Annotated in this window: 29 protein-coding genes; 18 read left to right on the top strand and 11 right to left on the bottom strand. The window is 70.2% G+C overall.

Going from position 1 to position 25,151, the window contains the following annotated elements; genetic code table 11:
• Positions 1-34: 34 nt before the first annotated feature.
• The gene (locus tag BM417_RS06280; RefSeq protein WP_093590761.1) at positions 35-1,033 is read right to left on the bottom strand and encodes an Acg family FMN-binding oxidoreductase; all 999 of its coding nucleotides are present in this window, start codon (positions 1,031-1,033) and stop codon (positions 35-37) included.
• Positions 1,034-1,172: 139 nt separating this feature from the next.
• Between BM417_RS06280 and BM417_RS06275 the strand changes: the two genes are divergently transcribed.
• Positions 1,173-2,846 (top strand): sensor histidine kinase, encoded by a 1,674-nt coding sequence (locus tag BM417_RS06275; RefSeq protein WP_093588824.1) that lies wholly within the window; start codon positions 1,173-1,175, stop codon positions 2,844-2,846.
• A 143-nt stretch (positions 2,847-2,989) separates the two neighbouring features.
• Here BM417_RS06275 and BM417_RS06270 read toward each other — a convergent pair whose 3' ends face one another.
• Positions 2,990-3,646: a response regulator gene (locus BM417_RS06270; RefSeq protein WP_093588823.1), complete on the bottom strand. Its 657-nt coding sequence runs from the start codon at positions 3,644-3,646 to the stop codon at positions 2,990-2,992.
• A 77-nt stretch (positions 3,647-3,723) separates the two neighbouring features.
• Positions 3,724-4,008, bottom strand: coding sequence for an SHOCT domain-containing protein (locus BM417_RS06265; RefSeq protein ID WP_245821733.1), 285 nt, complete (start codon positions 4,006-4,008; stop codon positions 3,724-3,726).
• A 65-nt stretch (positions 4,009-4,073) separates the two neighbouring features.
• Between BM417_RS06265 and BM417_RS06260 the strand changes: the two genes are divergently transcribed.
• From BM417_RS06260 to BM417_RS06245, 4 genes are all read left to right on the top strand, one after another.
• Positions 4,074-4,766, top strand: coding sequence for a hypothetical protein (locus tag BM417_RS06260; protein ID WP_093588822.1), 693 nt, complete (start codon positions 4,074-4,076; stop codon positions 4,764-4,766).
• A gap of 26 nt (positions 4,767-4,792) precedes the next feature.
• On the top strand, positions 4,793-5,359 hold the full coding sequence (locus BM417_RS06255; RefSeq protein WP_093588821.1) for a CBS domain-containing protein: 567 nt from the start codon (positions 4,793-4,795) through the stop codon (positions 5,357-5,359).
• Entirely contained in the window at positions 5,356-6,231 is an 876-nt protein-coding gene (locus tag BM417_RS06250) for a universal stress protein (RefSeq protein WP_093588820.1), read from the top strand. Before BM417_RS06255 ends, BM417_RS06250 begins: the two co-directional genes overlap by 4 nt.
• A 179-nt stretch (positions 6,232-6,410) precedes the next feature.
• Positions 6,411-6,749, top strand: coding sequence for a VOC family protein (locus tag BM417_RS06245; RefSeq protein ID WP_245821732.1), 339 nt, complete (start codon positions 6,411-6,413; stop codon positions 6,747-6,749).
• A 131-nt stretch (positions 6,750-6,880) separates the two neighbouring features.
• Here the strand turns inward: BM417_RS06245 and BM417_RS06240 are convergent, their stop codons facing one another.
• Positions 6,881-7,327, bottom strand: a complete 447-nt coding sequence (locus tag BM417_RS06240; protein ID WP_177320315.1) for a universal stress protein — start codon at positions 7,325-7,327, stop codon at positions 6,881-6,883.
• A gap of 147 nt (positions 7,328-7,474) precedes the next feature.
• Between BM417_RS06240 and BM417_RS06235 the strand changes: the two genes are divergently transcribed.
• From BM417_RS06235 to BM417_RS06195, 9 genes are all read left to right on the top strand, one after another.
• Positions 7,475-7,672 carry a DUF1918 domain-containing protein gene (locus BM417_RS06235; RefSeq protein ID WP_177320314.1) on the top strand — a complete coding sequence of 66 codons (198 nt, stop codon included), beginning with the start codon at positions 7,475-7,477 and terminating at the stop codon, positions 7,670-7,672.
• A gap of 4 nt (positions 7,673-7,676) precedes the next feature.
• Positions 7,677-8,891 (top strand): MgtC/SapB family protein, encoded by a 1,215-nt coding sequence (locus BM417_RS06230; RefSeq protein WP_093588817.1) that lies wholly within the window; start codon positions 7,677-7,679, stop codon positions 8,889-8,891.
• A 77-nt stretch (positions 8,892-8,968) separates the two neighbouring features.
• Positions 8,969-9,472: a universal stress protein gene (locus BM417_RS06225; protein ID WP_093588816.1), complete on the top strand. Its 504-nt coding sequence runs from the start codon at positions 8,969-8,971 to the stop codon at positions 9,470-9,472.
• Positions 9,469-12,045, top strand: coding sequence for a bifunctional acetate--CoA ligase family protein/GNAT family N-acetyltransferase (locus tag BM417_RS06220; RefSeq protein ID WP_093588815.1), 2,577 nt, complete (start codon positions 9,469-9,471; stop codon positions 12,043-12,045). Before BM417_RS06225 ends, BM417_RS06220 begins: the two co-directional genes overlap by 4 nt.
• A 25-nt stretch (positions 12,046-12,070) precedes the next feature.
• Positions 12,071-12,520 carry a universal stress protein gene (locus tag BM417_RS06215; protein ID WP_093588814.1) on the top strand — a complete coding sequence of 150 codons (450 nt, stop codon included), beginning with the start codon at positions 12,071-12,073 and terminating at the stop codon, positions 12,518-12,520.
• The gene (locus tag BM417_RS06210) at positions 12,517-12,912 is read left to right on the top strand and encodes a CBS domain-containing protein (protein WP_093588813.1); all 396 of its coding nucleotides are present in this window, start codon (positions 12,517-12,519) and stop codon (positions 12,910-12,912) included. The genes BM417_RS06215 and BM417_RS06210 overlap by 4 nt, the downstream gene beginning before the upstream one ends.
• The gene (locus BM417_RS06205; RefSeq protein ID WP_093588812.1) at positions 12,893-15,418 is read left to right on the top strand and encodes a cation-translocating P-type ATPase; all 2,526 of its coding nucleotides are present in this window, start codon (positions 12,893-12,895) and stop codon (positions 15,416-15,418) included. Before BM417_RS06210 ends, BM417_RS06205 begins: the two co-directional genes overlap by 20 nt.
• Entirely contained in the window at positions 15,418-16,209 is a 792-nt protein-coding gene (gene ppk2, locus BM417_RS06200; protein ID WP_093588811.1) for a polyphosphate kinase 2, read from the top strand. Before BM417_RS06205 ends, ppk2 begins: the two co-directional genes overlap by 1 nt.
• Before the next feature lie 115 nt (positions 16,210-16,324).
• Positions 16,325-16,918: an Rv1733c family protein gene (locus BM417_RS06195; RefSeq protein WP_093588810.1), complete on the top strand. Its 594-nt coding sequence runs from the start codon at positions 16,325-16,327 to the stop codon at positions 16,916-16,918.
• Positions 16,919-17,103: 185 nt separating this feature from the next.
• Here the strand turns inward: BM417_RS06195 and BM417_RS06190 are convergent, their stop codons facing one another.
• Together BM417_RS06190 and BM417_RS06185 are read right to left on the bottom strand one after the other, a co-directional pair.
• Positions 17,104-17,655 (bottom strand): DoxX family membrane protein, encoded by a 552-nt coding sequence (locus BM417_RS06190; protein ID WP_093588809.1) that lies wholly within the window; start codon positions 17,653-17,655, stop codon positions 17,104-17,106.
• Between the two features lie 141 nt (positions 17,656-17,796).
• A complete protein-coding gene (locus BM417_RS06185; protein WP_245821731.1) occupies positions 17,797-18,159 on the bottom strand; it encodes a spore germination protein GerW family protein in 363 nt (120 codons plus the stop codon).
• A 156-nt stretch (positions 18,160-18,315) separates the two neighbouring features.
• On the opposite strand from BM417_RS06185, the gene BM417_RS47630 reads away from it, so the two are divergent.
• Positions 18,316-18,567 (top strand): hypothetical protein, encoded by a 252-nt coding sequence (locus tag BM417_RS47630; protein WP_177320313.1) that lies wholly within the window; start codon positions 18,316-18,318, stop codon positions 18,565-18,567.
• On the top strand, positions 18,567-18,869 hold the full coding sequence (locus BM417_RS06180; RefSeq protein ID WP_177320312.1) for an HPF/RaiA family ribosome-associated protein: 303 nt from the start codon (positions 18,567-18,569) through the stop codon (positions 18,867-18,869). Before BM417_RS47630 ends, BM417_RS06180 begins: the two co-directional genes overlap by 1 nt.
• A 4-nt stretch (positions 18,870-18,873) precedes the next feature.
• On the opposite strand, the gene BM417_RS06175 is transcribed toward BM417_RS06180, so the two are convergent.
• Positions 18,874-19,368 carry a flavodoxin domain-containing protein gene (locus tag BM417_RS06175; protein ID WP_093588807.1) on the bottom strand — a complete coding sequence of 165 codons (495 nt, stop codon included), beginning with the start codon at positions 19,366-19,368 and terminating at the stop codon, positions 18,874-18,876.
• A gap of 121 nt (positions 19,369-19,489) precedes the next feature.
• Between BM417_RS06175 and BM417_RS49820 the strand changes: the two genes are divergently transcribed.
• Together BM417_RS49820 and BM417_RS47625 are read left to right on the top strand one after the other, a co-directional pair.
• Positions 19,490-19,621 (top strand): hypothetical protein, encoded by a 132-nt coding sequence (locus tag BM417_RS49820; protein ID WP_281251295.1) that lies wholly within the window; start codon positions 19,490-19,492, stop codon positions 19,619-19,621.
• Positions 19,618-20,142, top strand: coding sequence for a flavodoxin domain-containing protein (locus BM417_RS47625; RefSeq protein WP_177320311.1), 525 nt, complete (start codon positions 19,618-19,620; stop codon positions 20,140-20,142). The genes BM417_RS49820 and BM417_RS47625 overlap by 4 nt, the downstream gene beginning before the upstream one ends.
• Before the next feature lie 38 nt (positions 20,143-20,180).
• Here the strand turns inward: BM417_RS47625 and BM417_RS06165 are convergent, their stop codons facing one another.
• The 4 genes from BM417_RS06165 to BM417_RS06150 all read right to left on the bottom strand — a co-directional run bounded on the left by BM417_RS06165 (position 20,181) and on the right by BM417_RS06150 (position 25,042).
• The gene (locus tag BM417_RS06165) at positions 20,181-20,630 is read right to left on the bottom strand and encodes a Crp/Fnr family transcriptional regulator (protein WP_177320310.1); all 450 of its coding nucleotides are present in this window, start codon (positions 20,628-20,630) and stop codon (positions 20,181-20,183) included.
• Positions 20,627-21,640: a type I glyceraldehyde-3-phosphate dehydrogenase gene (gap, locus tag BM417_RS06160; RefSeq protein WP_093588804.1), complete on the bottom strand. Its 1,014-nt coding sequence runs from the start codon at positions 21,638-21,640 to the stop codon at positions 20,627-20,629. Before gap ends, BM417_RS06165 begins: the two co-directional genes overlap by 4 nt.
• Before the next feature lie 163 nt (positions 21,641-21,803).
• Positions 21,804-24,050, bottom strand: coding sequence for a phosphoenolpyruvate synthase (gene ppsA / locus BM417_RS06155; RefSeq protein ID WP_093588803.1), 2,247 nt, complete (start codon positions 24,048-24,050; stop codon positions 21,804-21,806).
• The gene (locus tag BM417_RS06150) at positions 24,047-25,042 is read right to left on the bottom strand and encodes an Acg family FMN-binding oxidoreductase (protein ID WP_093590750.1); all 996 of its coding nucleotides are present in this window, start codon (positions 25,040-25,042) and stop codon (positions 24,047-24,049) included. Before BM417_RS06150 ends, ppsA begins: the two co-directional genes overlap by 4 nt.
• Positions 25,043-25,151: the final 109 nt, after the last annotated feature.

Raw genomic sequence — 25,151 nt, 5'->3', positions numbered from 1 at the left:
GTGACTCTCATCGAACGGACCTACAGGACACGGCCTAGCATCCGGCGCGGTCCTTGGAGTCCATCAGGAGTTCGGCCACCTGGCGCCTCGGCGTGGCCGGGACCGGTGTGCTGAACCCGATGCGCAGCACGGTCTGCGGGACGAGCATCCCGCCGAGTGAGCGCCGCAGTTCCTCGCGAACCATCCGCACCTCGACCGGCTGCGACAGGAACGACGCGGACAGCCCGTGCGTGGTCGCGGTGAGCAGCACGCGTTGGAGTGCCTGGCCTGCCTGAAGTTCGCCGAGGGGCCCGTCGTAGAACGAGCAGAGCACCACGACGAGCGGGTCGGACTCGTAGTCCTTGCCGGGGTGGCGTTCAGGGCCGTGGAAGTCGCGGAACGTCCACTCGTCCTGCGGCTCCGGCCGGAGCCCCGCCGACGCGGGTGGCACGCCGTCGACCGCGTCCGGACGGTGGCCGGTGAAGGCCGCCAGCTCCGCCTGCACGCGCCCGTCGTCCAGCTGGATCTGGTGCGCCCGCTGGACGAATCGCTTGAGCTGGGCTCGGCTGTCAGGGGTCGTGACCACGTGCAGCCACGAACGTTCCAGCTCGGCCGCCCGCACCAGGGAGTGACGCTGGCGAGGGTCGACGTGGGCTTCGTGGAACGGATGGCGGTTGGTGCGCCGGTGGGGAACGGCGTCGAGCAGCGCACTGTTCTCGCCGTCGGGCTTGATCGTGCCGCCCTTGCGCACGACCGCGAGCGCGCCGGGCGCGTCCTGACCGGGCAGCATCGTCACGAGCGGTCGAACACCGAAGTCCTGCAACGCCAGCCGCATGTTGTACAGCGCCGCACCGCACGACAGCCGCAGCTCGCGGTCCTCGGGGTCGGTCGCCTCCAGCCTGCGGGAGGTGTCCGGGTGCAGCTCGATGCGGTCGGGGCGCACCCGGAAGAGCCAGGGCTGGGTGTTGTGCACGGACGGCGCGAGCGAGGCCGCCTTCAGCACTCGCTCGACCTGCTCAGGCCCCAGCCCCAACGCCGCGGTCACCTCGGCCATGTCCGTCACCCCATCGTGTTGCCGGTAGAACTCTTGTTCGCTCCACTGTCTGCGCAACCGCTGAGCGGTCCCACCGTCGAAGGTCCCGACCTGGCAGGGACCGCTTGGCGCCGCAGCGGCCTCGTGAAAGGCTTGATCCATGGTCGACCCTCAGGACCCACCGTCACGCAGCCTGCTCGGGGGCCTGCGCTTGGACGATCTGCTCGACGAGATGCGCGACCGGCTCGCCGAGATCGGGTCCACCAGGGACAAGATGCAGAGCCTGCTCGACGCCGTGCTGGCGGTCGGTGCCGGCCTCGAGCTGGATTCCACCCTGCAGCGCATCGTCCAGGCGGCCGTGGAACTCGTCGGCGCCCGTTACGGCGCACTGGGCGTGCTCGGCTCGCGGCACAACCTCTCGCAGTTCGTCTACGTCGGCATCGACCCCGAGACCCGCGCGCACATGGGCCACCTGCCCGAGGGCAAGGGCCTGCTCGGCCTGCTGATCAAGGACCCGAGGGCGATCCGGTTGCACGACCTGAGCGAGCACTCGTCCTCGGTCGGCTTCCCGGCCAACCACCCGCCGATGCACAGCTTCCTCGGCGCTCCGGTGCGGGTGCGCGACGAGGTGTTCGGCAACCTGTACATGACCGAGAAGAAGGGCGACGGCGACTTCACCGCCGACGACGAGGTCGTCCTGGAAGCGCTGGCCGCGGCGGCCGGCGTCGCGGTGGAGAACGCCCGCCTGTTCGAACGCTCGCGGATGCGTGAGCGGTGGCTCGAAGCGACCGCGGAGATCAACGCTCAGCTCCTCGCCGGCGCGACCGCTGACGACGCGTTGCGGTTGATCGCGCAGCGCACCGTGGAGCTGGCGTCGGCGTCGTGGGCGGCGGTGCTGCTGCGCGATGGGAAAGAGCTCCGCAAGGCGGCGTACGCGGGGAACGAGACCGTGCCCAACGCCTTCTCCTCCGACGCACCGGTGCTCGCGCAGGTGCTGGAGACGGCCGCACCGGCGTTGCTCGAGGAAGTGGAGGACCACCTGGGCGAGCTGCCCGCGCGGACGGGCGCCGCGGTGGTGTTGCCGCTGCGCGCCGGCAGCACGGTGACCGGTGTCCTGCTCGCCGTCCGGGACAAGGAGGCCGCTCCGTTCGGCGCGGACCTGATGCCGCTGCTGGCCTCGTTCGCCGACCAGGCCGTGGTCGCCACCGAGTTCGCCGAGAACCAGAACGCCAAGCGCCTGGTGGACGTGCTGGAGGACCGCGACCGCATCGCCCGCGACCTGCACGACCACGTGATCCAGCGGCTGTTCGCCACCGGGATGAGCCTGCAGGGCTCGTTGACCTGGGTGACTCATCCGGAGGCCCGCAGGCGGGTGACGAAGGCGGTGAACCAGCTCGACCAGACCGTGCTGGAGATCCGCACCTCCATCTTCGACCTGCAGGCGGACTCCGGCGACACCGGTCTGCGGCGCAGACTGCTCAACATCGTCGCCGAGATCACCGAAGGCGCCGAGCTGAGTCCGGCGATCCGCATGTCGGGCACCATCGACAGCCTGGTGCCCGACTACATCGGGGAGCACGCCGAGGCGGTGGTGCGCGAGACCGTCACCAACGCGCTGCGCCACGCTCACGCGACGGAGCTGACGCTCACCGTGGAGGCAGGCGACGCGTTGATCATCACGATGGTCGACAACGGCCTGGGCATGCCGCCCGACGTCGCGCGCAGCGGTCTGCGCAACCTCGAGCAGCGCGCGGTCACGCTGAACGGCGCGCTCGCCGTCGCCGAGGAGCCTGGTGGCGGTACTCGGGTGACCTGGCGGGTCCCGCTGGACTGAGCCTTGGCCTGCAGGTCTCGCCCGCGACAGTCGAGGACGAGACCCCCGGAGGCGGCACCGCCGTCCGGTATGAGGGCGTTCCGGCGGCACCGCCTCCGGTCTGTCGCCCGTGACTCTCATCGAACGGGCTTACCGGACGCGGCCTAGCCGGTCTCGTTGTCGTGCGTGGGCTTGCGCAACTGCGAGGCCAGCACGGCGGCCTGGGTGCGGCGCTCGAGGCCGAGTTTGGCGAGCAGGTGCGAGACGTAGTTCTTCACGGTCTTCTCCGCGAGGAACATCTTCTCCGCGATCTGCCGGTTCGTCAGGCCGTCACCGATGTAGTCGAACACGGTCCGCTCCTGCTCGGTGAGCGCGCGGACGGGGTCGCCCTGCTCACGTTCGCGCCGGATCCTGTTGAGCAGCGCGGCGGTCGAGCGGGCGTCCAAAAGGGACTGTCCGGCCGCGACGGTCTTCACCGCCGTCGTGAGGTCGGTGCCCAGGATGCGCTTGAGCACGAACCCGGACGCGCCCGCCATGATCGCGTCGAACAACGCCTCGTCGTCGGTGAACGACGTCAGCATCAGGCATTTGAGGTCTGGCAGCCGGGACATCAGCTCGCGGCACAGCTCGATGCCGTTGCCGTCGGGCAGCCGCACGTCCAGAACCGCCACGTCGGGGTTGGTGGCCGGGACCATCGTGAGCGCCTCGGTCACCGAGGCCGCCTCGCCGACGACCTCCAGGTCGGGGGAGGCGCTGAGCAGCTCCCTGATGCCGACCCGGACGATCTCATGGTCATCCACCAGGAAGACTCGCGACACCACCGCAACCACCTTCTCTCGATCGTTCCGGGATCACGATCTCTCAGCCTGCAGACGGCACACAGGGACCAAAGACCCTGTCACCTGGAATCCAGGGTCTTCCGCACCCGCTCGAACTCCTCGGTGTCGATCTCACCTCGGGCGAGCCGTTCCCTCAGTATGCGGGTCTCCGAGCCGGTGTGCGGGGACCGGCGCAGCATCACGACCACCAACGCGACCAAGCCGCCCCAGAACACCAGCATGGTCAGTGCCATCATCGAGAATCCGCCCCAGCCCATCGGGGTGCCGTAGTACCAGGTCATCGCCATCTCCTCCGTCGTCGTGTCCAGGTTCTTCCCGCCGGCCCGGCCGCGAGGAGAGTCCAAGTGCCCGATCCGGGTGAGCAGGTCCGCTCTGTCCGCGCGGTGTGCCGCGGCGGAATCGTCGAGGCATGAAATGGAACCCAGCGGAGTCCGCGGAGATCGTCGAGGCGGCCGGCAAGGCACCCGTCTACAGCGCCGATCGCCCGTGGGCGCTGGAGCTGCACGGCCGGTCGGTCTACCTCTTCGAGACCGGGCAGCGGTCCGCGCACGACCCGCTCGGCTTCGATCGGCTGCTGTCGTGCGGCGCCGCCCTGGAGCACGTCGTGCTCGCGATCCGGCACGCCGGGTGGCACCCGCACGTCGTGTTCCCGACCGACCAGGCCAGCCCCGACGTGCTCGCCGTCGTTCGTGCGGACCGCCGCGAGTCACCGGACCCCCAAGACCTCGACCTGCACCGGGCGATCCGGCTCGCCGACGCGTCCGGGGGAGGCGACGCGCACTCGTTCGGCCGGGTGAACCACTGGGCGGGAACGGAGCTACGCGCACTGAGCGACCACGAACTCGTCGTGATCACCACCGACGACCGCCGTCCCGACCACGTCCGGGGCGGCGCGGCCCTGCAGGCCGCGGTGCTGGCCGGTCGCGGCAGCGGAGTGGCGGTACGGCCGGTGGTGCACCTGGTGCATCGGCAGCAGTGGCGGGCGGGTCTGATCGAACGGCACGAGCTCGCCGGCTTCCCGCAGGCGATGGCGATCGTCGGTGCCAAAGGCCCGGTCGGCACGGGACCAACGACTGCGTCCGCGGGTCGTTCGGATTCCTAGCGTTGCAACCGGAAGGGAGTTCCGCCATGCGTGCTCGCGACATCATGACCAGCCCGGTGATCACCGTGACACCGGCCGTACCGCTCAAGGGCGCGGCCGCACTGATGGTCTCGCACGGGTTCACCGCGCTGCCCGTCGTCGATGACGACAAACGCCTGGTCGGCATCATCACCGAGGCCGACCTGGTGCGTGGTGGCTACCTCGAGGAGACCGGCACCGTGGTCGCCGACGTGATGACCACCCCCGCCGTCGCGATGGACGCCGCCGCACCCGCCGAGATGCTGGCCCGCGTCATGATCGACGACCGCAGGCGGTGCGTCCCGATCGTCGACGGCTCGACCGTGATCGGCGTCGTCACCCGCCGCGACCTGGTGCGGGTGCTCGCCAGGGCCGACACGACGGTGGCCGCGGAGGTCCAGCGCGTGCTCGACATGTACGGCAGCGGTCGCAAGTGGACGGTCACGGTCCACGACGGCGAAGCCGTGATCGGTGCCGCGACCACCGACGAGCAGACCGAACGGGTCCTCGTCGCACTCGCCGACGCGGTGCCGGGAGTGCGCCGCGCCCGCGTTCTGACTGGAGGACAACGATGAAGGCCCCATCCGCCCCGATCGTGGTCGGTGTCGACGGCTCCACCTCGGCGCTGACCGCCGTCACCTGGGCGGCGCAGGAATGCGCCCGCCACAGGGTGCCGCTGCGGCTCGTGCACGCCTACGTGCTGCCGACCCGCGGCTACCCCGAGGTCATCCTCACCGGCAACGAGATCCGCCAGGCGATCGAGAGCCTGGGCCGCGACAAGCTGGAGGAGGCCACCGCGGCCGCGCGGGCGGCGGCACCGGACGTCGAGGTGACGACGGAGATCGTGTGCTGCGGCTCCACCGCGCTGCTGATCGAGGAGTCGAAGTCCGCGCGCCTCGTCGTGGTCGGTTCGCAGGGCCTCGGCACGGTGACCGGCATGCTGGTCGGCTCCACCGCCCTGGCGTTGGCGGCGCACGGCAAGAGTCCGGTCATCGTGGTCCGGGGCACGGCTGTGCCAGATGGGCCGGTGGTGGTCGGCGTCGACGGGTCCCCGACCAGCGAGGCCGCGCTCGCGTTCGCCTTCGAGACGGCCTCGATGCGCAGCGCCCAGCTGACCGTGGTGATGTGCTGGCAGGACTTCATGGTGGAGAGCGCCTACACCGCGTCACGGTTCACCGTGGACTGGGGACAGGTGGAGGCAGACGAGCGCAGGTTGCTCGCGCAGCGTCTCGCCGGGTGGCAGGAGAAGTACCCGGACGTGCAGGTGCATCCGGTCGTCGTGCGCGATCGGCCGGTGCGGGCGTTGATGCGCTACGGGGCCGAGGCGCAGCTCGTGGTGGTCGGTAGCCACGGGCACGGCGGCTTCGCCGGCATGTTGCTCGGTTCGACGAGTCAGGCTCTCGTCTACAACGCGCCGTGCCCGTTGGCGATCGTGCGACCCGACTAGGGTCGAAAGCGCTGGTCACAGCCACCCGTCGCTCCTGAGGAAGGGATAAACCGCTACTTCGGCGGTGTATGTGGTGCGTACGGTGTGGCTGTGGCCGGTGATCGCGTGCAGCGGCGGCTTGCGGAGACGGACGCGCGGACACGAAGGAGCGAATGTTGCCAGGCGCTGAACTGCGAGGGGTGACTCTGGACTGTGCCGACCCGCAGGCGCTGGCGGGCTTCTACGGTGCGCTGACCGGGATGCGCGAGCTCTTCGGCACGGACGAGTTCGTCGCTCTGACGGACGGCTCCGGCTGTGACCTGGGATTCCAGCGGGTCGACGGATACCGGGCTCCGCAGTGGCCAGGTCAGGACGTGCCACAACAGTTCCACCTGGATTTCCGCGCCGACGACCTCGCCGCGGTGGAAGAGCTGGCGCTGGAACTTGGAGCGACCAAACCGGACCATCAGCCCGGCGACGGACGCTGGCGGGTGCTCCTGGATCCGGCCGGCCACCCCTTCTGTCTGACGTCTTCCTGACGTCACCGGCGTCGACAGGCATGCCCCGTCAGACGCCGTAGCGCTCAGGTGTGGGCGAGCGGTTCATCAGCAGCCGGCCGCCTCGAGAGGCCATGGCGCCGGATGTGCCGGCCGCAGCTCCAGCACGGCAACTAGCGGGTTGCCGCCGGTGGAATGACCACGACCGGGCATTCGGCATGGCGCAGGCAGTTCGCGGCGACGCCGTGCGACAGGAACTCGCGAACCGCCCCACGGCCACGCGTGCCGATCACCAGCATCGCGGCGTGCTTCGACGCCTCCGTCAGGTGTTCGGCCGCGTCGCCGACGACCACGCACTCGGCGACGTCCGGCGCGTGGAGCATCGTGGCGCGCACCTGCTGCACGGTGTCGTGGAGTTCGCGCGCCGGGTGCCGTTGTGGCATCTCGCCGTACGGGTTGAGCCCCATCGGCACGGCCGGCACGACCACCGGCTCCTGGTAGTAGGCCAGCATCGCCTCCACTCGTGCGCCGCGGTGCGACGCCTCCTGCATCGCCCACCGCAACGCCGCGCGCGACTCGGCCGAACCGTCCACGCCGACCAGGATCACAGGTGTCCTCATGGCTGCTCCCATCACTCGGAACCAGCGTGGGGCTCTGAAGCGACAGCTGTCAGGGACCAATGTCACGAGCCAGGCGAGTCCATCCGCACTGCTGACGCGCACGCGCGTGGCGAATCCTCGGATCAGATCCATCGGATGGAGGACACGATGAAGGCGAAAAGGGGCGACTGGCTGGTAGACCCCGGCGGGCGGCGCGGACGGATCACGGCGGTCAAGCACGAGGACGGCAGACCTCCGTACCTCGTGCGGTGGCTGGACACCGAACACGAGACGTTGGTGTTCCCCGGCCCGGACACGCACGTCGTCACGGCCGAAGACGAGGCCGCGCGCCTCCACGCGGGCTGAGCTCGTGGACACCGTTGTCGCGCTCGGCCATCTCGCGACGGCGCTCGCGATCGGGTTGCTGCTCGGCGTCGAGCGCGAGCACGACAACGCGGACAACTCCAGCCGGCCCGCGGGCTCGCGGACGTTCCCGCTGATCGCCCTGGCCGGTGCGGTGAGTGCGGCGCTGTCACCGGTCGCGCTGGGTGTCGCACTCGGCGCCGTCGCCGCGCTCGTCATCGCCTGGTACCTGAGCAGTTCCGAGCCGGGTGCCACGACCGAGATCGCGGCCATCGCCACGTTCCTGCTGGGCGCGCTCGCCTGGCATCGGCCCGAACTCGCGGTGCCCGTGGGTGTCGCCGCTGCCGCGTTGCTGGCGGCCAAACGGCCGTTGCACCAGTTCGCCCGCAAGGTGGTGAGCGACCAGGACGTGCGTGACGCCATGATCCTGTTCGTCGTCGCGTTCGTCGTGCTGCCGTTGCTGCCCAACCGGCCGCTCGGCCCGTACGGCGTGCTCAACCCCGCCCGCGTGTGGTGGCTGGTCATCGCCGTCACGGTCATCGGCTGGGCCGGCTACGTCGCGGCGCGCGCGTTCGGCGAGCGCTGGGGCCTGCTGGTGACGGGGTTCGCGGGCGGGTTCGTGTCCGGCTCGGCGACGACCGCGGTGATGGCGCGCAAGTACCGAACCGTTGGCGCGGCGGTGTTTCCCGGCGCGGTGGCGGTCAACCTGGCCACGCTGGCGCAGATCGTCGCGGTGACCGCCATCGCGAGTCCGCCCGTCGCGCTGAGACTCCTGCCCGCGATCGGAGCGGGCGCGGTGGTGCTTCTGGCCGAGGTGGCGTGGCTCGTCTGGCGCACCAAGCCCGCGGAAGCGGAGAACGACGAGCCCGTGGTGAGCAGGCCGATGTCGCTCAAGGCGGCGCTCTCGCTGGCCGCGATCCTGGTGTTGTTCCTCGTGATCACCCGCGCGGCGGCCGAGTGGCTCGGCGGCGGGGGAGTGGTGGCGGCCGGAGCGCTGGGCGGGCTGGCGGACGCGCACGCCGCGGCGATCGCGGCCGCTTCGCTTGCGCCGCAGTCGATTTCGGTGCACATCGCGGTGCTGGCATGTGGTGCGGCACTGGCCACGAACACCGTGGTGAAGCTCGTGCTGGCCACGGTGGCCGGCGGGCCGCGGTTCGCGCTGCGGCTCGCCGCGTGGCTCGCGCCGGTCGTCGTCGCGGTCGGGCTCGGCATGGCCTGGTAGGCCGGGGACGAAGGTCCCGAACGGCGCGGGACCGCGGGCACTCACCGGCCGCGGCGCGGACCGGAAGGCTCAAGTACATGAGCGAGAACGAGACCCGGCCCGTGGTGGTCGGTATTGACGGATCACCGGCCGCACAGTCCGCGTTGCGGTGGGCCGTGGAGGACGCTCGCCGGCGCGGGTGCCCGGTCGACGTGATCACGGCGTGGCACCCGGACTACGGCGGGATGATCGGGCCGGTGCCCGCCGAGGTCCTGATGGCGTTGTCCCCGCAGGCGATGAAAGACGCGGCGCAGAAGGCGCTCGACGGTGCGGTGCACGGGTTCGAGGGCGTGGAGATCCGCCGGATCCTGGTCGAGGGCGACCCCAGGGACGCGCTCACCAAGGCGTCGGAGGAGGCGGAACTGCTCGTGGTCGGCAGCCGCGGGCACAACACGGTGGCCGAGATCATCCTCGGCTCGGTCAGCTCGTACTGCGTGCACCACGCCGCGTGCCCGGTCGTCGTCATCCGCGAACCGAAGGTCAAGAAGGAGCACACGCTGGCTGCCGCGGCCGCACCGCTGACGCCCGGACCGCTGCTGTGAACGCGGCGGCGTTGCTGACGGACGGCTCGGTCGTCACGGTGCGCGAACTGGGGCCGGACGACGTCTCGGCCCTGCTCGCACTGCACCGCGGACTGCCGATCGAGGACCAGTACCTCAGGTTCTTCAGCACGTCGCCGCGGCAGCTGGAGGACTTCGTCGAGCGGATGGTCTCGCCGGACTCCCCGCACCACGTGGTGCTCGGCGCCTACCGCGACGACCGGCTGCTGGGGGCTGCGAGCTACGTGGTGGTGCGGGAGACGGACTTCGCGGAGGTCGCGCTGGTCGTGTCGCACGCCGAGCAGGCCCACGGCGTCGGGACGCTGCTGCTGGAGCACCTGGCGTCGCTGGCACGCAGCCGCGGCGTCCGGCGGTTCACCGCCGACGTGCTCACGATCAACGGCCGGATGCTGCGCGTGTTCACCAGCATGGGCCTCGTCACCTCGATCGTGCCCGACGGCGAGATCATCTTCGTCGAGCTCGTCCTCGAGCCCGGCGACCACTACCTCGACGTGATCAGCGAACGGGAGTCGCGCGCCGACGTCGCGAGCCTCACCCACGTGCTGCGCCCCACCTCGATCGCCGTGATCGGCGCCGGACGGTCACCGGACTCGGTGGGCCACGCCGTCCTGCACAACCTCGCCGAGGGCGACTTCACCGGCGACCTGTACGCGGTCAACCCGCACGCGAAGTCCGTGGCCGGGGTCGACTGCTACGCCTCGGTGAACGAACTGCCGGAGGCACCCGAGCTGGCGGTGCTCTGCGTGCCGGCGAAGGCCGTTCCCGCAGTCGCCGAGGAATGCGGTCGCCGCGGCGTGCGGGCCTTGGTCGTCATCTCGTCCGGTGTCAACGCGGAAGAGCTGCTGAACGCGGTTCGTGCGCACGGCATGCGGCTCGTCGGGCCGAACTGCCTCGGCGTGTCGACCAGTTCGCCCGGTGTGCGGATGAACGCGACCTTCGCGGCGCACAGCACGCTCGCCGGCCACATCGGGCTGATCACCCAGTCCGGCGGTATCGCGATCGGCGTGCAGGAAGAACTGCGCCGGCTCGGTCTCGGACTGTCGAACCTCGTCTCCACCGGCGACAAGCTCGACATCAGCAGCAACGACCTGATGATGTGGTGGGAGCACGACCAGGACACCCGGATCATCGCGCTGTACCTCGAGTCCTTCGGCAACCCGCGCAAGTTCGCCCGCATCGCTCGCCGCGTCGCCGCGACCAAACCGGTGCTGGCCATCCGCGCGGCCACCAGCGAAGCCGGCCAGCGCGCCGCCGCCTCGCACACCGCCTCGACCGCGACGCCGTCGGTCACCAGGGACGCGCTGTTCCGGCAGGCGGGCGTGATCGCGGTCGACAGCGTGCCGGAACTGACCGACGCCGTGATGGCCCTGAGCTGGCAGCCACTCCCAGGTGGACGGTCGGTGGCGGTGCTGAGCAACGCCGGAGGACTCGGCGTGCTGGCCGCGGATGCCTGTGTACGCCAAGGCCTGCACATGGCCGTACTCGGTGAGGAGACCCGCAAGGCGTTGGCGCAGCTCGTTCCTCAGACGGCCAGTCTGCAGAACCCGGTCGACACCACCGCGGTCGTCGACGAGAAGACCTTCGCCCGCTGCCTCGACATCATCGGCGCGGACCCCGCGGTCGACTCCGTGATCACCGTGACGGTGCCGACCGCACTCGGCGAACCCACGGGCGGCGTGCACAACGTCGAAGGCAAACCCGTGCTCGCGGTGCGCACCGGCCAAACCGAACGGCTCGCGGGTGAGGTGCCCTGCTACGCCGAACCCGCCCGCGCCGCTGCGGCGCTGGCACGACTGGTCGAGCGGGCGGACTGGCTGGCCCGCCCGAGGGAGTTCGCCCGCCTGAACCGGATCGACCTCGACACCGCGAAGGCCATCGTGGCCAAGGAAGAGGGCTGGCTGCCTCCGGACCAGGTGATGGCGCTGCTGAACACGTTCGGGCTCCCCGTGCTGGGCGGAACGCTCGCGACGACCGAGGAGCACGCGGTGGCGGCGCAACAGGCCTACGACGCTCCGGTCGCACTCAAAGCGGTGGCCGACGACCTGCTGCACAAGAGCAAGGGAGGTGGCGTGGAACTCGGCGTCACCGACGCGGGCGGTGTGGCGGAAGCCTTCCGCGCGTTCCAGGAGAAGTTCGGCGACCGGTTGCGCGGCGTGTTCGTGCAGCCGATGGCGTCTGGCGGCCGGGAACTGCTGGTCGGCGTCGTCACCGACGAGAAGTTCGGACCGCTCGTGGTCACCGGCCTCGGCGGCGTGGACACCGATCTGCTCGACGACCGCGCCGCGGCTCTCGCGCCACTGTCCACAGCGGACGCCGACGACCTGCTGCACGGCTTCCGCACCGCGGGCCACGTGCTCGCCGATACCAACGAGGACGCCGTCCGGGAAGTCCTGCTCCGAGTCGCCGAACTGGCCGGAGCACTGCCCGAGATCGTCGAGCTCGACATCAACCCCCTGGTGCTGACGGACACGGGATGCGTGGTCGTCGACGCACGCGTACGCGTCGCGCCCGCCCAGCACACCGACCCGTTCCTGCGCCGCCTGCGCACCACCTGACAACGCGAACCAGAGGAGAAAAGCCATGAGCACCAAGCCGATCGTGGTGGGCATCGACGGAACGCCCGCGTCGGACCGAGCGCTGGAATGGGCGTTGGACGAGGCGGTCGTGCGCGGATGCCCGCTGCACGTCGTGCACGCCTGGGCCTTCGAGGCACTCGCCGACTGGACCGAGACCACCGAGCAGCGCGTGCGGGCCGAGTCGGCGGCACTGATCGAGAAGGCGGTGCTGAAGGCGTCGGAACAGCGCCAGGACCTGCCCGAGATCGTCCGCAAGAGCCTGCGCGGCGACGCTGCCGAGACGCTCGAGAAGGCCTCGGAGGGCGCCGCGATGCTGGTCGTCGCCTCGCACACCGGACACCGGATCCGCCAGATCGTCCTGGGCTCGACGAGCATGCACGTCGTGCGGCACGCGCACGCGCCGATCGTCGTCATCCCGGTGAACGACCGCGAACTCGCTGAGACCACGCGATGAAGGCCGTCGAGGCGATGGTCCGGCCGCTCGTCACGGTCGGACCGCGTGACTTCGCCCGCCACGCTGAGGGGCTGATGGACGACTTCGGCCTGACGATGCTGCCCGTCGTCGACGGGAACGTGTTCGTCGCCGTGGTCACCAAAGCCGGTTGCCGCCGTGGCGAGGACGACTCGCCCAAGGTGGAGCAGGTCATGTCGCAGCCGGCGCTGACGGTCGGGCCGGAGTTCGACGTGGCGGCGCTCTTCGAGGCGATGACCCGCTACGAGGTCCTCTGCGTGCCGGTGCTCGACGACGGCCGGGTCATCGGCGTGGTCACCCGGCTCGACGTGCTGCGGGCCATCAGCCACGACGACCCGCACCTGCGAGTGGGCCATGCCGCTGAGCACTGCTGACCGCGAGGACGTCGTCCACCACGGACTGCCGGTGGCCGAGGTCGTCCTGATGGCGGAGACCGACGAGGCCGCCGGACTCACCACCGACCAGTGGCGGGACCGGCTGGCCGCGCTCGGCCCGAACGAGCTGCCCGCCCAGCGCGGGCAGAGCTGGGTGGTGCGGCTGCTCGGACAGCTGCACCATCCGCTCATCTACGTGCTGCTGGTAGCCGCGGGCATCACCGCCGCACTCGGCGAGATCGTGGACGCCTCCGTGGTGTTCGGTGTCGTCGTGGTCAACGCCGTCATCGGGTTCATCCAGGAGGCGCGTGCCGAACGCGCGCTGGACGCCTTGACGGCGATGGTGCGCACCCAGGTGACCGTCGTGCGCGACGGTCTCACCGCACGGGTTCCGTCCGCGGAGCTCGTGCCGGGCGACGTGGTGGTGCTGGAGGCGGGCGACCAGGTCGGCGCGGATCTCCGGCTCGTCACCACGAAGGAGCTGCGCGTCGACGAGTCGGCGTTGACCGGTGAGTCCCTGCCGGTGGCGAAGAGTCCGGTGGCGCTGCCCTCGGACACCGCGCTGGCCGACCGGACCAACATGGCCTACTCCGGCACGCTCGTGACCGCGGGCGGCGGGCGTGGTGTCGTGGTCGCGACCGCTACGGACACCGAGATCGGCCGTGTGCACCGGCTGGTCAGCACGACCACCACCGTGCAGACCCCGTTGACCCGCAAGCTCACGCGCTTCAGCCAGATCCTGACCGTGGTGATCCTCGGGCTCGCGGCGTTCAGCGTCGTGGTCGGCCTGCTGCGCGGCGAACCGCTCGCGGAGATGGTGACGGCGGCCGTCGCGCTCGCTGTCGGAGCGATCCCGGAAGGCCTGCCCGCCGCGGTCACCGTGACGCTGGCGATCGGCGTGGCGCGGATGGCGAAGCGCAACGCGATCATCCGCAGGTTGCCCGCCGTCGAGACGTTGGGCAGCACCACGGTGATCTGCACCGACAAGACCGGAACGCTGACCGCCAACGCGATGACCGTCAACGCGGTCGTGGTGGGAAGCACGCGTCATGAGCTCTCGGGCATCGGCTACGAGCCCGCCGGGGTCATCACGCCTGAGCCGACCTCGGCTTTGCGCGAGTGCCTGCTGGCGGGCCTCGCGTGCAACGACGCGCGGATCGTCGAGGACGGCGGACGCTGGCTCCCCGTCGGTGATCCGACCGAGGCCGCGCTCGTCGTGGCGGCGCACAAAGCCGGGCTCGACCACAGCGACGTACCGGAACGGGTGGACGTGCTGCCGTTCAGCTCGGAACGGATGTTCATGGCGACCCGGCACGCCAACGACGTGGTCTACGTCAAGGGCGCGGTCGAACGGATCCTCGCCCTCGCGGGGCTCGACCACCATCCCGAAGCCGAGGAACTGTCCGCCGCCGGCCTGCGGGTCCTGGCCGTCGGACGCGCGGCCGGCGCGGAGCTGTCCGAGGAAGGCTTGCGGGGCAACGTGGTTCTGCTCGGCCTGGTCGCGATGCACGACCCGGCGCGGCCCGAGGCGATCGAAGCCGTCCGTGCCTGCCAGGCGGCGGGCATCGAGGTCAAGATGATCACCGGCGATCACCCGGCCACCGCCCGTGCCATCGCGGCGGAGTTCGGCATCACCGACGTGCACGCCCGCGTCGCCCCCGAGGAGAAACTGAGGCTGGTCAAGGAGATCCAGGCCGCCGGCGAGGTCGTCGCGATGACCGGCGACGGCGTGAACGACGCTCCTGCGTTGCGGCGCGCGGACATCGGCGTGGCCATGGGCAAGGGCGGCACCGAGGTCGCCAAGCAGGCCGCCGACATGGTGCTGACCGACGACAACTTCGCCTCGATCCGCGCCGCCGTCGAGGAAGGGCGCGCGGTCTTCGACAACCTGCGCAAGTTCATCATCTGGACGTTGCCGACCAACATGGCCGAGGGCCTGGTGATCCTCACGGCGATCCTGCTCGGCGCGGCGTTGCCGATCCTGCCGGTGCAGATCCTGTGGATCAACATGACCACCGCGGTCGCGTTGGGACTGACGCTGGCGTTCGAACCGCGCGAGGCGGACGTGATGAGCCGGCCGCCACTGCCGCCGTCGCTCCCGCTGCTGACCCGCCGGCTCGTCGGCCGGATCGTGTTCGTCTCCGCGATCCTGCTCGCGTGCTCGTTCGGTGCGTTCCGCTGGCAGCTCGCCTCGGGCGCCACGTTGGAGGTCGCGCGGACGGTGGCGGTGAACGTCTTCGTCGGAGCCCAGATCGCCTACCTGGTCAACTGCCGCTCCCTGGAGAAGTGGCGGCCGGCCACCGGACCGAACCGCTGGCTGTGGGTCGGTGTCGGACTGACCGTGGGGCTGCAACTGCTGCTCACGTACGTGCCGTTCATGAACGACCTGTTCCACACCGCACCGCTCGGGTGGCAGCCCTGGCTGGTGGTCTTCATGCTGAGTGCGGCGGCGTACGTCGTCGTGGAGCTGGAGAAGTGGCGGCAGCGTCACGGGAAAGGCAGCTGATGGCCAAGCTGGGGCGCGAGGTCTACGAGCAGGAGCTGCTCCGGCTGCAGACAGAGCTGGTGAAGCTCCAGGAGTGGGTGAAGGCCACCGGCGCCCGGCTCGTGGTGGCGTTCGAGGGCAGGGACGCGGCGGGCAAGGGCTCGGCGATCAAACGGATCACCGAGCACCTCAACCCGCGCGTCGCCCGGATCGTGGCGCTGCCCGCACCCAGCGAACGCGAACGCACCCAGTGGTACTTCCAGCGCTACGTGGCACATCTGCCGGCGGCGGGCGAGATCGTGCTGCTGGACCGCAGCTGGTACAACCGCGCGGGCGTCGAACGCGTGATGGGTTACTGCACGCCGGAGGAACACAGGCTGTTCCTCCGGCAGTGCCCGCAGTTCGAACGGATGCTCGTCGAGGACGGCGTCCTGCTGCGCAAGTACTGGTTCTCGGTCAGCGACGCCGAACAGGAACGCCGCTTCCGCAAGCGCCTCGACGACCCCTTGAAACGCTGGAAGCTCTCCCCGATGGACCTCGAGTCGTTGACGCGCTGGGAGGACTACTCGCGCGCCAAGGACGAGATGATGGTGCACACCGACATGGCCGAATCCCCTTGGTACGCGGTCGAAGGCGACGACAAGCGACGGGCGCGGATCAACATGATCGCCCACCTGCTCAGCACGATCGACTACCACGAGGTCAGCGCGCCGAAGATCAAGCTGCCCCCGCGTCCACCGTCCAGCGGCTACCAGCGCACGGCTCGCACACTCCAGCGAGAAGTGCCGGATCACGCAGCCAAACTCGTCTGAACGTCACCTATGAGCCCCAGGCCTCGTTTCGCGAGACCTGGGGCTCATCGGCGACGAGACCAAGGTCCCTGGGGTCCACCGCCTCCACCAGGAATTCTGACGGTGGAGGTGGGCCATGACCGCGAACGCGATGTCCCGACTAGTCCGCCGGGCATTCCCCGGACGCAACCCGCTCGCCACGTTCGGCGACCGGTTCGAAGGTGGGGTGCTCGCGCTGGGGGTCGTGGTGGTGTTGCTCGCCGTCCCGGTGTCCGGAGCGGTCGGCTCGGAGATCTACGCGAAGCACGTGTCCCGCGTCGCGGCCGAGCAGAAGAGCCGGACCCAGGTGGACGCGGTGCTCGTGGAGAACGCGCCCACGATGGACGGTGCCGCCAGTAGCGAAGCGCTGATCGAGACGACCGACGCCGTCGCGACCTGGCGCGCGCCTGATGGCCTGGAGCGGAAGGGCGTCGTTCGGGCGCCCTACGGCGCCGCGGCCGGCACGACTCTGCGAGTCTGGGTCGATCTCGGCGGTGAGCCGACCGAGCCTCCCATGACGAACCAGGGAGCCGCGTTCAACGCGATCCTCAGCGCCCTGCTGCTGTGGGGACTGATCGCGGGTGCGATGGCGTTGCTGTTCGGACTGGTGAGGTTCGTGTGCATGAGGGTTCGCCTGCGCTGGTGGCAGCTCGAATGGGAGCTGACCGCGCCGGACTGGACCGGGCGTTGAGTTCCTGTCGGACGGTTTCCGCTTTCCGCCGCTGCGCCGGACCTCTGTGGTTCGGCGCAGTGCTTTGCACGCAGCGAAGGAGGCCGCTGTGCGCGGGCGGCCGAGCAGGCTCACCGACCTGCCTGACTCCGCGCACGGAAAGAGGGGCAGGGACGCCGCGGCGTCCCTGCCCCTCCTCCGGATTCTCACCGCAGCCAAGGATTCGACTTGACCACCGGCAGACCGTTCCACCAGCGCGCCAGGCCCCACGTGACGCCGGACGCGGTGGCCGCGAGGGCGACCAGCACCAGGGCGTAGATGACGTGGTAGTCGATGAGCGGGTTGGTCGACATCGTCGCCTCACCGGTCGAGGTGTGCTGCGCCGGCGGCCATTCCGCCACCCACATGAGCAGCATCATCAGGCCGCCGCTGACGGCCGCGATCCGCATTCCGATGCCGAGCAGCAGCGCCACGCCGACCGCGAGCAGACCGGCCATGAACAGCAGGTCGGCCCACCAGGCGCCGGCGATGTCGTGGAACAACGACTCGAACGGCCCGACGGCGACCCGGCTGAGGAAGCCCTTCGTGGGCGAGCCTCCCGAGAACCACGCGTTCTTGGCCTGGGTGGCGTAGCCGAGACCGAACGCCTTGTCGACGAACGCCCAGAGGAACAGCAACCCGGTCGCGATGCGCAGAACCGCGAGGGGCACCGCACCCGTTTCAGTCCGGGTGCGAGCAGGAGCGTGAACAGCGGACATCTTTACCTCCCAGGAAGTTCTTCTACTTCGAGTCTTGCCGGGAGCGTCGCCCGCGAACGCAGCCCTTGGTCCCGACCCGGCCGGGACGTCATGACCTGCCGCGGTGATACCGGTGCCGCAGCTCGTCCACGCCCCGTAGGGTCACCTGCGCGACTTCAAGAGGCGAGCGGCCACGAAGATCGCCGCGACCGCGACTGCGCCCAGGGTGGCGATCAGCCGGTTCACGTCCACCGCGGGCACCCACCTCACGTCGTCTCCGTTGATCACGTAGGCGCCGGTCGGCTTCGCGGAGATCCCGAACCCTCCGCCCTCGCCCTCCTGGCCCTTCTCGTCCCGTCCTGAGCCACCGCCCGTGCCACCCGAGACGGACGCGGCGGCGATGACCGTGACACCGTTCCGCTCGTACGGCTCGGCGTAGACCCTCTTCGCCTCCACGGAGTTCTTGACGCTGGCGATCAGTTCCTCGATCTTCATCATCACTCCCGGTTCGTCGGTCTTCCGCATCCAGCATCCGGTGAACGGGTCCCTGCTGGGCAGGGCCCTTCGGATCCCCGCGGCCGTGCCGCTAGGCCCTCTTCCCGCGCGCGCCACGTACCTGGCGTCGAACGCATGAGAGCAGCGGCCGGACCAGCGGTCTCGGCCTGACCGTCCAGGCCGGCGATGTTCGCGCTGCTCGGCGTGGCCGCTGAGGGCTACGGTGGGCAGGCGGCACGGACCGGTGACGCCGGCCAGATCGGCAGGGCGTTCGTCGACGCACTCGCGCAGGTGCCTGCTGCCCGGGTGCTCACCGGGATCGTCCTGGTCGAGGCCGGATGGACGTCTCGCCGTTCGCACACGTGCCGCACCTGCCGTCCTCACCACGACGGGTCCGATCGCGTTGCGCCGCAGGGAAATGGGTCGAAGGGAAGCTGATGAAGAACGCAGGACGGCAGGAGATCGCCAACGTCGTGGTCGAGGCGGGCGACCAGACCTCGCCGGACGCCAGGCAGTACGCGCACGACCGAATCGCTCCGCTCGCCAGATTCGCACCCGAACCGACGAACTACGCGCACGTCCGCATCGCGAACCCCGGCCCGCGCATGGTCGAGGTGCACGCGAACCTCGACGTCAACGGCACCCACGTGGTGGCGCAGGCGGAGGCGAACACCGTCACCGAGGCGGTCGACGCCGTCCGGGACCACCTGCACCGCCAGCTGCTGAAGATGCACAACTGAGGAGTCAGCGCGCCGCGACGAGCCGCTGGGCGATCGTGTACGCCCAGCGGTCGATCTCGTCCCAGTCCCGGAAGTCGCCCGCCATCGGGCCCTGCGCCATCTTCCTGGCGATGAAGCCGGCAGCGCTCTCCGGCGTGAGCCTGCCGCCGAAGGTGATGGGTTCGTCCGCACCGATGCGCGCGGCGATCTCGCGCACCTTGCGCGGCGCCTGCTGCGGCGTGACGTCGCTGCCGAGCGGTCCGCTGTGGAAGAGCCACAACGGCCGGGTGTGCAGGAGCTTCTCGTTGCGGGTCAACAGCTTCACCGCTTCCCGCCGCCACCGGCCCGCGTACAGCGCGCTGCCGAGCACGACCGCCTTGTAGGGCTCGACGGAGCCGACATCCCCGGCGTCCAGGACGACGACCTCGTGCGACGCCGAACGGATCCGGGTGGCGATCGCTTCGGCGATTTCCTTGGTGGCACCCATCTTGGTCGCGTAGGCGACGAGGATCTCAGTCATACCAACACCATCGGGCTGCTGGTCAGGCGTGGACAGAGCCCTTGTGCCCCGCGGCGACGGGCCGCCGGTTACTCGTGGCGGGCCGGTTCGCGCGCGAGGCTGGTCGTCAGAGGAGGTAACGATGACGACCTCGACGACCGGCCGTCCGGCGATGTTCGGCATCGCCTGCGCCGGGTCGGTGACCGACGCCTGCCCGCCGTTCCGCTTCGACGCGGGTGCCGGCGAGCCGGCGCGATCGGAGGTGGCGTCGTGAAGGTGCTGGTGGCGTATGCGACCGTGGCGGGGTCGACGGCCGGCGTCGCTGAGCGGATCGCGGGATCGTTGCAGGCAGGCGGGCACGAGGTGGTGGTGTGCGCGGTCGACGAGGTCACCGACCCCCAGGTCCACGACGCCTTCGTCGTCGGCAGTGCGGTGCGCGACCAGGCATGGCTTCCCTCTGGCGCGGCCTTCCTGGCACAGCACCGGAAGGCGCTGTACGGCAAGCCGGTGTGGTTGTTCAGCGTCGGCCTGCCCGGAGCCCTGCGCGGACCGTTGCGCAAGTGGGTCCTGCTCACGGAAGCCGATGTGCTGGCGGCCTTGCTCGACGACGTCGAGCCGATCGAACACCGGTTGTTCTCCGGTGTCGTCACACCGGGCGCCTTCGGCTGGTTCGGGGCGTTCGTGTTCCGGGCGGTGGGCGGCCGGTTCGGAGACTTCCGCGACTGGGCCGCGATCGAGAAGTGGAGCACGGGCATCGCGGACGCGCTCGTCGACATCGAGGCGGCGAGCCGCTGACGGAGCCGGGCACCCTGGAGGTGTCCGGCTCCGTCGCGTCACGGTTGGCGTTGCAGGTCGAGCAGCCGGATCCGGGTGGTCTGCAGGCGCTCGACCAGCGTCTCGAGCATGACCAGCGCGACGCGGTAGCCGAGTTCGGGATCGGCGTCGGCCAGCTCGCGCAGCCTCACCGCGTCCACCACGACCGCTCGGGTCGGCGACACGACGGTGGCGCCGAAGTGCCAGCGGTGCGGAGGCATGGCCCACGACCAGCCGACCAGTTCGCCGTGGCCGAGGCTTTGCAACGCCACGCGGCCGCTGCCCGGTGTCGTGTGGTCGATCATGACGCACCCGGTGAGCACGACCCAGCAGCGGTCGGCGACGCCACCCTCGTCGAACAACCGGTGGCCAGGCGCGTACGTCTCGACCGTGCTGACGCCGGCGACGGCTGCGCGCTGAGTCGGTGACAGACCTGTGAGCAACGGCAGGCTGTCCAGGGCGGTGGTCACGGCATGGTCCGCGCGACGCGGTCGGTGAGGTCCAGCGTGCGGTTGGCGTAGCCCCACTCGTTGTCGTACCAGCCCATCACCTTCACCACGTGTCCCCGCACCTTGGTGAGCGAGGAGTCGAACACGCACGACGCCGGATCGCCGATGATGTCCCGCGACACGACGGGATCCGTGGTGTAGCGCAGGATTCCCTTGAGGTGTCGTTCGGCCGCTTCCGCGAACGCGCGGTTGACCTGTCCCGCGGTCGCCTGCTCGGCCAGGCGCACGGTGAGATCGGTGAGCGAGCCGTCCTCGACGGGCACCCGCACGGCCAGGCCGTCGAGTTTGCCGTCCAGCGCCGGGATCACCTGCCCGATCGCGCGGGCGGCACCGGTGGAGGTCGGGATGATGTTCACCGCGGCGGAACGGGCCCGGCGCAGGTCCTTGTGCGGCCGGTCGAGCAACGCCTGGTCGCCGGTGTAGCTGTGGATCGTCGTCATCAGGCCCTCGACGATGCCGAACGCGTCGTTCAGCACGGCGGCCATCGGGGCGGCGCAGTTGGTGGTGCAGGAGGCGTTCGAGATGATGTGGTGCTTGCTCGCGTCGTAGACGTCGTCGTTGACGCCCAGGACGATCGTCGCGTCGACATCCTTGCCAGGAGCGGTGATGATGACCTTGCGCGCACCGCGTGCGAGGTGGACGCCCGCGGTCTCACGGGTGCGGAACCGCCCCGACGCCTCGATGACGATGTCGACTCCGAGCTGGTCCCAGTTCAGGTTCTGCGGGTCCGGCTGCGCGGTCACCAGGATGCTGTGACCGTCCACGGTGAGGGTGTCGTGTTCGACGGAGACGTGCTTGCTCCACGGTCCGTACGTCGAGTCGTAGGCGAGCAGGTGCGCCAGGGTTTCCGGGCTGGTGATGTCGTTGACGGCGACGATCTCGATCGCCGTGTCGCGCCGGTCGAAAGCGGCGCGCAGGACGTCTCGGCCGATTCGGCCGAAACCGTTGATGGCAACGCGGGTGGTGGTCATGGGTGCCTCCTGAGCAAGGGAGAACACCGCAGGGGCGGCGACGCGGTTCGGTTTGATCGTGACAATCTGCGCCGCGCGCCGCCGCCGTTCTCCAGCGTCCTCAATGGTGTTTCCAGGCAACAGGGACTTTCGGCTCCGTTGAGCGGCCCTGTTTGCTCTGGCGCTAACGCTTCTGCCGCAACAACAACCGCCGTTCGGCCGATCCGATCGCAGCCCTGGCGGCGGGTACCGCGTCCGGGTTGACCGAGATCGAGGTGATGCCGAACTCCACGAGCTTCTCGGCGAACTCCGGCTTGTTGGAGGGCGCCTGTCCGCACAGCGACGAGGTGATGCCCGCGTCGGACGCGGCGCCGACGATGCGGCCGATCATGTCGAGCACGGCGGGGTCGGACTCGTCGAACAGGTCCGCGCACAGTTCGGAGTCGCGGTCGACGCCGAGCATCAGCTGCGTGAGGTCGTTGCTGCCGATGGAAACCCCGTCGATGCCGGACCGCGCGTACTCGGGAATCCAGTACGCCACCGAGGGAACCTCGGCCATCACCCACCGGTGCAGGCCGCGGTGGCGGCCGAGCGGGCTGCGGTCGATCTGCTCCAGGCAGGCTTCGAGCTCCCACTTGGTGCGGACGAACGGGATCATCAGGTGCAGGTTCGGCGTCTGCTCCCGCACCCTGGACAGGGTTTCGAGCTCCAGCGCGAACAGCATCGGGTCGTCGACGTACCGGTAACAGCCGCGATAGCCGATCATCGGGTTGTGCTCGTGCTTCTCGAACTCCTCACCGCCGGCGAGCTCGCGGAACTCATTGGTGCGGAAGTCCATCGTCCGATACACGACCGGGCGCGGCGCGAACGCGTGGGTGATCTGCAGCAGCGACGACGCCATGGCGTTGATGAAGTCATCGGGACCGCGCTGCGCGAGGAACCGGCGAGGGTGCTCGGCGCCGAGCGCTTCGGTGAGCATGAACTCCGCGCGCAGCAGGCCGACGCCGTCCACCGGCATCGCGGCGACCTCGGCGGCGTGCTCGGGCAGCGCGAGGTTCACGTACACGCGCGTGCCGAGGGCTTCGGTCGCCGGCACCGCCGGGGCGACGATGCGGGGCGCCGTGGTGATCGGCGCCGAGCCGGAACGGACCTCGCCGGAGCTGCCGTCGACGGTGATCAGCTGGCCTTCCTTCAGCACCGTGGTGGCCGAACCGGTACCGACCACGCACGGCACACGCAGTTCGCGGGCCACGATCGCGGCGTGACACGTGATGCCGCCGCCGTCGGTGACCACCGCGGACGCCCGGCGCATCGTCGGCACCCAGTCCGGGTTGGTCATCTCGGCGACCAGCACCTCGCCGTCCCGCAACCGGCCACCCTCGTCGGGGGAGCGCAGCACGCGAACGCGGCCTGAGGCGATGCCCGGAGACGCGGCGAGCCCGGCGACCAACGGGCCTGTCGACGCGACGGTCTCGTCCGGCAACGTCGTGATCGGCCGGGACTGCACGAGCCACGTCTTGCCGTCGGCGATGGCCCACTCGGTGTCCTGAGGTTCGCCGTAGTGCCGCTGCACGCGCATGCCCAGCTGCCCGATCGCGACGGCCTCGGCGTCGGTGAGCACCTGAGCGTGCGATTCCTCGGTGGTGAGGTCGATCCGCTCGTCGTTGCCGTTGGCGCCTCGCACGATCTTGTGCGACTTGCGTCCGACGCGAGTGTCCACAAGGGACACCGCGTCGCCGTTGCGGCGCAACACGTACGTGTCGGGTTCGACCGAACCGCTGACCACCACCTCGCCGAGCCCGAAGGAGGCCTCGACGAGCAACTTGTCGCGGTCGCCGCTGGAGGGGTCGGCGGTGAACATGACGCCGGAGCGTTCGGAGTTCACCATCCTCTGCACCACGACGGCGATCGCGGGCTCGTCGGTGATGCCCTGTTCGGCCCGGTAGGCGATCGAGCGCGTGCCGAACAACGACACCCAGCAGTCCAGCAGCCGGTCCAGCACGCCGTGCGCGCCTCGAGTGTTGGTGAACGTGCTGTTCATTCCCGCGAACGACGAGCCGGCGGTGTCCTCCGACGTGGCCGAGGACCGGACCGCGACGGACTCGTCCTGGCCGAGGTCGCGGTACGCCTGCAACACCGCGTGCCGCACGTCGTCGGAGACGCCCGCCTTGCGCACGAGTTCGCGCATCCGTTCGGCGGACTCCTCCAGCCGCTGCGGCGAGGTGCCGCGGTCGAGCGCGATCGTGAGCTCTGCGGCGAGGTCGTCGCGGACCTGGCTCATGGACGTCAGGAACGCCTGGGCGGTGACGACGAAGCCGGGTGGCACCGGGAGCCCGGCGCGGGTGAGTTCGCCGAGGTTGGCGCCCTTGCCACCGGCGACGGAGGTGTCGGTCTTGGTGAGCGTGCTGAAGTCGCGGATGAAGGTGGTCACTTCTGCTCCTGGTCGCGGAGAAGGTCGATGACGGGACGGCGGGGCGTGGCGGGCAACGGGTCGGAGTTGAACGCGGCCCAGCCGACGCGGATCACCAGTTGCGGGCAGGAGGCGCCGCCGAGGACCTCGTCGCGCACCAGGTCCCTGGTCTCCACGATCTCCAGCGGCTGGCTGAGCGGGCACGTCGCCAGACCCGCGGCGGTGGCTTCCAGCAGCACCGCGCTGGCCGCTTCGCCGGCCCGCAGGCGCGACAGGTCGTCGTCGGACGACGTGCTGAGCACGAGGAGCGTTCCCGCGTCCTCGCCGAGCAGGCTGGGGCCACCTTGCAGCAACGATCCCGGCGCGAACTCGCGCATCGTGAGGTTGCCGTACTGCCGCGACCCAGCCGGGATGTTCGCCGCGGGAACACCCGCCGACGCCCCGGGATACACGCCGCTCCACTGCCGGATCTCGGCTTGGTAGGCCGGATCGGCCTCCTGGATCGCGGCCGCCTTGCCGATGGCGATCAGGAGTTCGTCGTGCGCCTTGCCGGTGACGACGTGGGCGTCCACCCCTTCGGAGCGGGCGATCGCCACGAGTTGCTGGAGGATCTCGTCGGGAGCGGGCCAGGAGGAGAACGCGCGGCGATCGCTGCGCCTGCGGGGAATCGACGCCGCGAGCGCGACGTGCGGCTCCCTCGGCTCGGACGACTCGAACTCGATCGCCGCGAGGTGGTCGGGCAGGGCCGGGTTGGGCAGCCGGTGGACCTTCGCGCGCCAGCCGAGTGCGGCGAGCCCGACTCGCAGGTGGTGCAACGCGGCCCCGCAGCTGATGACCAGGTCGGCGCCCAGCGGATCCGTCGCGGGCAGGCCGCGTGTGCGGTCGGCGTACAGGTGGAGGCTGTGTGCGCCGACCTCCCAGCGCCACGGCTGGGAGTTGTGCACCGACGGCGCTCGTCCCGCCAGTGCTACCGCCGCTCGTACCGTCGTCTCGTCGGGCTGACCGCGGTCCATCCCGCTCACCTCCACGTTGAAGTCCTGCTGTGAAGCTCGCAGCACGAGCGGCCGCTGGAGAGGGGCCTACGTCCCGGTCTGGCCGGGATCCGAGGCACTCACCGAGTTG

Origin of the sequence: Lentzea waywayandensis (assembly GCF_900115955.1) — a bacterium.
Taxonomy (GTDB): Bacteria; Actinomycetota; Actinomycetes; order Mycobacteriales; family Pseudonocardiaceae; genus Lentzea; species Lentzea waywayandensis.
This window is presented reverse-complemented; position numbering and strand designations above follow the sequence as displayed.